The 7,034-nt window shown below is 67.2% G+C and carries 6 protein-coding genes and 1 tRNA gene; 3 read left to right on the top strand and 4 right to left on the bottom strand.

Going from position 1 to position 7,034, the window contains the following annotated elements:
* Window positions 1–190: 190 nt before the first annotated feature.
* Complete coding sequence (locus JJ918_RS13020) at window positions 191–547, bottom strand: DUF962 domain-containing protein (protein WP_291888008.1); 357 nt, start codon at window positions 545–547, stop codon at window positions 191–193.
* A 395-nt stretch (window positions 548–942) separates the two neighbouring features.
* On the opposite strand from JJ918_RS13020, the gene JJ918_RS13015 reads away from it, so the two are divergent.
* Together JJ918_RS13015 and JJ918_RS13010 are read left to right on the top strand one after the other, a co-directional pair.
* A tRNA-Asn gene (locus JJ918_RS13015) sits at window positions 943–1,018 on the top strand.
* Between the two features lie 171 nt (window positions 1,019–1,189).
* Window positions 1,190–2,329: a GNAT family N-acetyltransferase gene (locus tag JJ918_RS13010; RefSeq protein ID WP_291888005.1), complete on the top strand. Its 1,140-nt coding sequence runs from the start codon at window positions 1,190–1,192 to the stop codon at window positions 2,327–2,329.
* A gap of 195 nt (window positions 2,330–2,524) precedes the next feature.
* Here JJ918_RS13010 and JJ918_RS13005 read toward each other — a convergent pair whose 3' ends face one another.
* The 3 genes from JJ918_RS13005 to JJ918_RS12995 form a co-directional block, all read right to left on the bottom strand.
* Window positions 2,525–3,622 (bottom strand): hypothetical protein, encoded by a 1,098-nt coding sequence (locus JJ918_RS13005; RefSeq protein WP_291888002.1) that lies wholly within the window; start codon window positions 3,620–3,622, stop codon window positions 2,525–2,527.
* A gap of 100 nt (window positions 3,623–3,722) precedes the next feature.
* Complete coding sequence (locus tag JJ918_RS13000; RefSeq protein WP_291888000.1) at window positions 3,723–4,472, bottom strand: prephenate dehydrogenase/arogenate dehydrogenase family protein; 750 nt, start codon at window positions 4,470–4,472, stop codon at window positions 3,723–3,725.
* A gap of 93 nt (window positions 4,473–4,565) precedes the next feature.
* Window positions 4,566–5,477: a DMT family transporter gene (locus JJ918_RS12995; RefSeq protein ID WP_291887997.1), complete on the bottom strand. Its 912-nt coding sequence runs from the start codon at window positions 5,475–5,477 to the stop codon at window positions 4,566–4,568.
* Between the two features lie 108 nt (window positions 5,478–5,585).
* On the opposite strand from JJ918_RS12995, the gene JJ918_RS12990 reads away from it, so the two are divergent.
* Complete coding sequence (locus JJ918_RS12990; protein ID WP_291887995.1) at window positions 5,586–6,995, top strand: PLP-dependent aminotransferase family protein; 1,410 nt, start codon at window positions 5,586–5,588, stop codon at window positions 6,993–6,995.
* The last annotated feature ends 39 nt before the right edge of the window (window positions 6,996–7,034 follow it).

Genomic DNA, 7,034 nt, shown 5'->3' with positions numbered 1-7,034 from the left:
CTGCGCAGGCTTGCATCCGGGAAAAATGGGAGTGGGAAGAAAAAGATGCGCTGATGCTTCCCCCGGATTTATTCCGGGGTCTGGCGGCGTTTCAGATGCAGGCTCAGCCGGGCCCCGGCGCGGAGGCCGGGGGAAGTGGAGCGGGTCGGGGAAGAAAGAGAGTGACGCTTTCCCCGGATTTATTCCGGGGTCAGGCGTGTTCCGCTTCCACCGTACCGTCCGGGCGCACGCCCGCCTTTTCCAGTTCGGCGTCGAGGCGGCCCGTCAGAAAGAGGCCGAACATGCGGTAGTCGCTGATCAGTGACCAGAGCGGATAGGTGAAGGTCGCCGGCTTGTTGCGCTCGACAAAGGCGTGGCTCACCCAGGCGAAGAAATAGCCCGCGACCGGAACCGCCAGCAGGCCCCACCAGGTCTGCGTCGCCAGCGCCGCGATCAGCACCAGGATGGCCAGGGTGGACCCGACATAATGCCAGTTGCGCGTCGCCGGACGGGCGTGCTCACGCAGGTAATAGGGCCAGAAAGAGCTGAAAGTCGTGTGTTCGCGCATCGTCACCTCCCCGTGTCGAACTCCCGTATCGAATTCGTGTATCGGCAGGACGAATCACTAGCACGGCCGGGGCCCGAACCGGAAACCGCGAAAAACATGGCTAACGAAATCTCTCCGGAAAGCGGCTCATTTCCATGAATCCATTAGGAAGCCGGCAAGGACGGTGAACCATTTTCCCAATTTTCCCGACCCCGTTAACTCCGCCTTAAGGGTTCTCAACCAATTCTGTACGCGTCTTCCCGTGAAGACACCCCACCATCCACCCAATGCCTTTTCGGGAGCCTTCGTGGCTCCCGATTTTTTTTGCAGGAAACCGGCAGGTCTTGAGCAGCAGGGTGCTTGCGCCCCGAACAGAAGCTCTGATAAAAGCCGGTCCTCGCTTGAGAGAACGGTATTCCCCGGTAGCTCAGTTGGTAGAGCAGGTGACTGTTAATCACCGGGTCGGCGGTTCGAGCCCGTCCCGGGGAGCCATTCTTCTCCTGATAGCGAATTCCCCCGTCACAGGCCGGTTTTCCGAACGCCCTGCGCGTTCTGATTCCGCACACTTGCCCCCGCCCGCAGAACCGGTGTTCCCGGCATGAAACTCGCATGATCCCTGCTGCGGCGCGGATAATTCCCGCACCGGCACACGAGGGGTGAGCGATGCGCGAGACATTCCAGCTGGTCGAGGCCGCCGCACTGAGCGAGAAGGACTGGCAGTCCCTCGAACGCCTGCGCGCGGCCTGCCCCGGCTGTGAAAGCCCCTTCCTCGATCCTGCTTTTGCCCGCGCCGTCGCGCAGGTTCGCCCCGACACTTTCATCGGCCTTGCCTTCGAGGACGAGACACTCGTCGCCGCCTGGCCTCTGCAGGTCGCCCGCGATGGCTGGACGCGGCCCGCCGGTGCACCCTTTGCCGACTGGAACGGCCCGCTGATCGCGCCGGGCAGCGCGCTGACCCCGGCCCGCCTGATCGATGCGCTGGGCCTGGCCGGTCACACCGGCTCGAACATGACCTGCCGCCCCGGCGGTCCGGCCCTGCACGAGGAAACAACGCGCTCGCTGGTCACCGACCTGACCGCCGGCGCCCGGGCCACGCTCGACGGTCTTGCCGGCCGTCATCCACGCCATTTCAAGAAACTGCGCCGCCTCGGCCGCAAGCTCGCCGCCGATCATGGCCCGGTCACCCTGACCCGTGCCGGACCGGACAGCGAGGCGCTGGGCCGGCTGCTCGACCTCAAGCGCGCCCAGCTGGTGCGCTCGGGCCTGCACGACGTGCTGGCGCCGGCCTGGGTCCGGGCCCTGCTGGAAAGCCTGCACCAGCCGCGCACCGGCAGTGATTTCGGCGCCGAGCTTTTTGTGCTGGAAGCGGGCGGTGAGTTCGTCGCGGCCGAGTTCAACCTGCGCTCCGGCCCTGTCATGCATGGCTGGCTGGCGGGATATGAGCCGCGCTTTGCCGCCTATTCGCCCGGCCATCTTCTGGTGATGCATCTCCTGCCCGAAATCGCCGCGCGCGGCATCGCGGAATACGATGCCGGCACGGCCGAGCACGGTTACAAGGATTATTTCGCCAATGGCGAACGCACCGGCGTGTCCGCGACCCTGTTCGCGGAAAGCCGCCGCACGGCCTTCCGGCCCGTGCACCGCACGCTGCACCGTCTGGAACATGCCGGTCCGGGCATGCTGGCCCGCCTGATCGGCCGCACCCGCCGCCGGCTCGACCAGATCTGTGCTGCGGAAACCAGCCTGCGCGGCCGCACCCGCGGCACACTCAGCGCCCTGCGGCGCTTCTTCCCGGCGGGGTAGGTGCGTCTGCGCCTTGTCATCCCGACCGAATGGCCTGCGCAGGCAGGCCGCAGGGCCGGGACCCATACGCTCGCTTTGGGCCGGAAGCCGGCTCAGTGTTCGCGATAGCTGGATATCACCGGGATTATAGGTCCCGGACTTGCGCCCCGCATGCGCGGGGCATTCATCCGGGATGACAAATCGAAGAAATTTCCCCTACCGCATCAAGCCCGGCGGCGTGCGGTAGGCGAAGAAATAGTCGGCATCGCCAGGGCGCGGCGTCCAGGCCTGGCGCATGGCGTCATCGCGGAACTGGACATGGCAGGGATCATAGTCGAGCTGGCGCGTCAGACACCAGCCGCCGGCCTGTGTGACAGCCTCGGGAACCGCGCGGGGGAAATGCAGCCGTACCTTGGCCACACCGGCCCGCCGCGCACACGCCAGGATATGCCGCAGGACCGCGATCTGGGCGGCAATCCCGTCCTCATCGTCAACGCCCAGCCAGTCGACAATCTCGACATGCTCCAGCCCGTCGGCCGACGGTTTGGTCAGCAGCGTCCCGGCCAGCAGCGCGGGCACACCATCGATGCGTGTGAGGAGATAGTCGAACCCGCCGGCCCGGTCGGGGTCGCGGCGGCGATAATCCAGGCGCTCACGGTCGAAAACCCGCACGGCTTCACCCGAAGCGGCCAGCCGTTCGGTCAGGCGGGCGAGATCGACATCGTCAGCCCGGTCCAGCGGCTCTACCGTGACACGCGGTGCCGGCCGGTCGGCGGTATCCAGGCCCAGCTCGAACACCCGGCTGAAGCGCTCGCGGTCCGGCGGCAGCCGGTGCAGCGCCTTCTGCAGACGCGTCAGCGCGATACGCAGCGGCGCGGTCGGCCATTCCAGCCACAACCGCCCCGCCTCGCCCAGCCAGGGCGCGGCGCCGATCCGCGGCAGGATGCGGGCAGACAGGCCGTTATTATTGAGGGTGGAATAGACGTCGACCCCGGTCTGGCGCAGGCCGTGACGCGCCAGGGTGATCCCGGCCTGACGCCCCGCGGAAAGGTCGGTCACCAGCGTGTGGCCGATGGCAGCGCGCAGCGTGCGCTCGCCGATCCGGTAGCGCGAGGCGAAATTGCCGATCAGGCCCACCACAACGCCGTCGCGCTCGCACACCCAGCCGGACGGGATGCCGTCCTGGTCGGGATTTTCGAACAAGACCCAGTGCCAGCCTGCTTCAGAGCGTTCGGGAAAGCCGCAATCGCGCACGATACGGGTGATCGCCGGAATATCGTCCGGTGTGACCGGACGGATGTCGCCGCGTGCCATGGCCCTCCCCTCCGGTCCGCGCACTCATGTTCCGGACGCTGCCGTCCGGTTGCTGATGACCAGAATGCCCCCCGAAAGTGAGCAAGCGCTTAAGCCGGTGCTATTCGGCCAGACGCTTGTCCAGCGCGCGGGCCGCCTCGAAGAAGCGGCGGCGCAGATCGGCCGCATGCGGGTTGTGCCGCTCGATCGCCCGGAACAGCGCGTCACTGTCCTGCGAGACCAGCCGGGCCGCCTCCGCCAGAAGCTCGAAGGAGCGCGTCGTATAGGGCGCGGGCGGCAGGTCGAGATCGGTGATCACCTTGGAGACGAGGTGGGTCAGCGCCTGCACGCTGGCCATGGTACGGTCATGCGTGTCGGCGTCGGAGAGGTGCACGTCCAGCGCCAGGCGTTCGCGCAGGAAGGTGGCGGCACAGTCCGGGTCTACGCCCGGCTCCGGACACAGCACGATCGACTGGCCCGCCACGCCCTGCGCCGCACTCTGCGGCCCGAAGAGCGGATGGGTGCCCAGGATGCGCGTGCCCGCCGGCAAGATCTCGCGCAGGATACGCATCGGCTCCAGCTTCACCGAGGCCACGTCGATCACCAGCGCGCCCGGCCGGATATGCGCTGCGATCGCGGCGGCGGCCTCGCCCAGCGCCTGCACCGGCACAGCCAGGATGACCACCGGCTGCGCTGCCGCCTCGGCCAGCGTCCCGGCCCGCACACCGTCCGGCATGGAGGCATGGGGATCGTGACCGGTCAGGTCGGCATGGGGCGCCAGATGCTGCGCGGCCAGCTGTCCGAACGCACCCAGACCGATGAGGCCGATGGCGGGACGCCCGTCAGGCATGGTTTGCGGGGCACTGGCCATGGCGTCTCCGTGGGACCGTGTAGAGCGGTCAGGCGAAAAGGAGACCGGCTCACCTGATCACGCGACCAATCGAGATTCTGCTCCAGGGTCCGATTATGCACGCCGACGCAGGCGTGTGAACGCGGCAGCACTGCGCGATCCCGGACGGGAGAAATGCTTCGCCCCGGCGACGCACAGCACGATCCCGGCTGCCGTGGCGAGCATCGCACCGCTGATCTGCTCGTGCAGCAGCAGGGCCGCCAGCATGAGACCGAAGAAGGGCATCAGCAATTGCAGCTGGCTGACCGCCGCAATGCCGCCCTGGGCCAGGCCGCGATACCAGAAGATGAAGCCGATCAGCATGGAGAAGACCGACACATAGCCCACGCTCAGCCAGACCGGCAGGGCGATGCCGTCAAAACTGGCCGGCGCGGTGAACAGCGAGAGGGCGAGCATGGCCGGCAGGGCCAGCACCAGCGCCCAGGAGATCACCTGCCAGCCGCCCAGATGCCGCGACAGGCGCGCGCCCTCGGCATAGGCCATGCCGCACAGGATCAATCCCGCCATCATCATGCCGTCGGCGATCAGGTCGGAACTGCCGCCGCGGCCGAGGGCAAAGCCGGCCACCAGTGCCGCGCCGAGGCCGGAGAAAATCCAGAAAACCGGATGCGGACGCTCGCCGGCCCGCAGAAAGCCGAAGATCGCCGTGATCAGCGGCAGGAGGCCGAGAAAGACCAGCGAGCGGGCGGCATCCACCCGTTCCAGCGCCAGGGCCGAGAGCAGCGGAAAACCGATCACCACGCCGGCCGCCGTCGCGGCCAGCGGCAGGAGATCGCCCCGTGCCGGCCGGCGCTCGCGCAGCACGACGAGCAACAGGAGGCCCAGCATGCCGGCAATACTGCCGCGCATGGCGGTCAGGAAAACCGGGTCGAAGCCCGATACCGCGATCCGTGTCGCCGGCATGGATCCGCTGAAGATCAGCATTCCGGCAAATCCGCTGGCCCAGCCGCGATACGCACCACTCATGACGCTCTCCTGTCTGTAACCACATCATGAGAGCGGCGTCGGACTGGAAAGGCGAGAGACACTCCGATACAATTTGGCAAAACCGTACTGGTACAAAGAGCAATACAGATGGCCGATGGCAGCCCCCTCTCCCACGCCGCAGACACCTCCCTCGTCGGCAAGGTCATGGCAACGATCGAAAGCCGGATCGCTTCGCGCAGCCTGACGCCCGGCGCCCGCCTGCCCTCGATCCGTGCCCTGGCGGAAACGCTGGGCGTGTCCAAATCCACCGTCGTGACGGCCTATGACCGGCTCGCCGCAGAAGGCACGATCCAGTCGCGACCCGGTTCCGGCTTCTATGTCGCAGCCCCGCTCGCCCCGCTCGCCGTTGCCGACCTCGGTCCCAGGCTGGACCGCGAGGTGGACCCGTTCTGGATTTCCCGTCAGGCGCTGGAAGCCGGTCCGGAGGTGCGCATGCCCGGCTGCGGCTGGCTGCCCGACAGCTGGATGCCGCACGCGGATATCCGCCGGGCGCTGCGTTCGCTCGCCCGGGCCGATACCAGCACGCTGGTCGAATACGGCTCGCCGCGCGGCCTGCCCGCCCTGCGCCAGATCGTGGCCCGGCGCCTCGCCGAGCGCGGGATCGAGACCTCGCCGGACCATGTCGTGCTGACCGATTCCGGCACCCAGGCGATCGATCTCGTCTGCCGTTTCCTGGTCGAACCGGGCGATACCGTGCTGCTGGACGATCCGAGCTATTTCAACTTCCAGACCCTGTTGCGCTCGCACCGGGTGAAGATTGTCGGCGTGCCCTACACGCCCGCCGGCCCGGATGTGAAAGCGTTCGCCGAGATCCTCGAGCGCGAGAAACCGCGCCTCTACATCACCAATTCCGGCCTGCACAATCCGACCGGCGTGACCCTGTCACCGACCGTCGTGCACCAGGTGCTCAAACTGGCCGAACGCGCCGGACTGACCATTCTGGAAGACGATGTCTATGCCGATCTGGAAGTGAACCCCGGCCCGCGCCTGGCGACCTATGACGGGCTGGAAAACGTCATCCATCTGGGCAGTTTCTCCAAGACGCTCACCGCCGCCGGCCGCTGCGGCTTCATTGCGGCGCGGCCGGACTGGGTCGAGGCGCTGGTCGATTTGCGCATCTCCACCACATTCGGCGGCGGGCGGATGACCTCTGAGATCGTCCTCCACCTCCTGCGCAGCGCCGCCTATCGCAAACATGTCGAAGGCGTGCGCACGCGCCTGGCCCAGGCCATGGCCCGCACCGCCGACCGGCTCGCCCGGATCGGCATCGATCCCTGGGTGAGACCGGCGGCGGGCATGTTCCTGTGGTGCCGCCTGCCCGGCGACACGGACGCGGCCGACCTTGCCCGTTTCGCCCTGAAACACCAGGTCGTCCTGGCGCCCGGCAACACATTCAGCCCGTCACAATCGGCCCGCAACTTCCTGCGCTTCAACGTCGCCCAGTGCGACGATCCGCATATCTATGAGGTGCTGCAGAAGGGGCTGGAGCGCGGCTAGAGCATTTTCAGCAAAAGTGGGAACCGGTTTTGCGGTTCG

This window comes from Maricaulis sp. (genome assembly GCF_017642925.1).
Taxonomy (GTDB): Bacteria; Pseudomonadota; Alphaproteobacteria; order Caulobacterales; family Maricaulaceae; genus Maricaulis.
This window is presented reverse-complemented; position numbering and strand designations above follow the sequence as displayed.

Excerpts from the sequence above, each read along its gene's own strand:
- JJ918_RS13020 (WP_291888008.1), bottom strand. The coding sequence starts at position 547 with ATGCGCGAACACACGACTTTCAGCTCTTTCTGGCCCTATTACCTGCGT.
- JJ918_RS13010 (WP_291888005.1), top strand. The coding sequence starts at position 1,190 with ATGCGCGAGACATTCCAGCTGGTCGAGGCCGCCGCACTGAGCGAGAAG.
- JJ918_RS13005 (WP_291888002.1), bottom strand. The coding sequence starts at position 3,622 with ATGGCACGCGGCGACATCCGTCCGGTCACACCGGACGATATTCCGGCG.
- JJ918_RS13000 (WP_291888000.1), bottom strand. The coding sequence starts at position 4,472 with ATGGCCAGTGCCCCGCAAACCATGCCTGACGGGCGTCCCGCCATCGGC.
- JJ918_RS12995 (WP_291887997.1), bottom strand. The coding sequence starts at position 5,477 with ATGAGTGGTGCGTATCGCGGCTGGGCCAGCGGATTTGCCGGAATGCTG.
- JJ918_RS12990 (WP_291887995.1), top strand. The coding sequence starts at position 5,586 with ATGGCCGATGGCAGCCCCCTCTCCCACGCCGCAGACACCTCCCTCGTC.